This window comes from Halomonas sp. KAO (assembly GCF_015595025.1).
GTDB lineage: Bacteria > Pseudomonadota > Gammaproteobacteria > Pseudomonadales > Halomonadaceae > Halomonas.
Window position 1 is genome coordinate 1 of sequence record NZ_JADNRL010000034.1, and the last position, 523, is coordinate 523.

The 523-nt window shown below is 59.7% G+C and carries 1 protein-coding gene; it reads left to right on the top strand.

From position 1 onward, the window contains the following. Window positions 1-523: hypothetical protein (locus IOC61_RS15970; protein ID WP_195689735.1), on the top strand; the 523-nt coding region annotated here is incomplete at both ends.

The window sequence follows — 523 nt, forward strand, 5'->3', positions numbered from 1 at the left end:
CGGTGATCCGCTATCGGCGGTTGACCGCTACAACCCACGCAGGGCCTATCGCCACGTTCCCCAGCTCGGCTGCCGTAGAAGAGGTCAAGGAGTTGATATCTGATGACGGGGTCGAGGGCAGAAACGCCGTGGTCTTTGAAGATGCTGGCGGCCGGGTGGCCGCCAGCATCCGGGGGGATGGTGTGTTTGAAGCAGCGAGAATAGCGGCGGAGGTCTTTGAAGATAGAGTTGGCCAGGTGGCCGCCCGTATCCGGGGGGATGGTACGTTTGAAGCAGCGAGAATCGCGGTGGAACACAGCAGCGATGACGACCTTCTGGTTATCGAGGACGAAGTCGGAAACCAAGCATTGCGCATCCTCAAGACCGGCGAAATGCGCTCACCAAACGACCTGTCTGTCACCTATGGCGATGGCAGCACCAAGCGCCGGGTTCGTAACATCGAGTTCGATGCCGCGTCGATTTCCGTAGCGGAGACAAAGAACGGCATCCGGGTGCTTGCAAAAGGTGAGGGCTTCGTCACCCC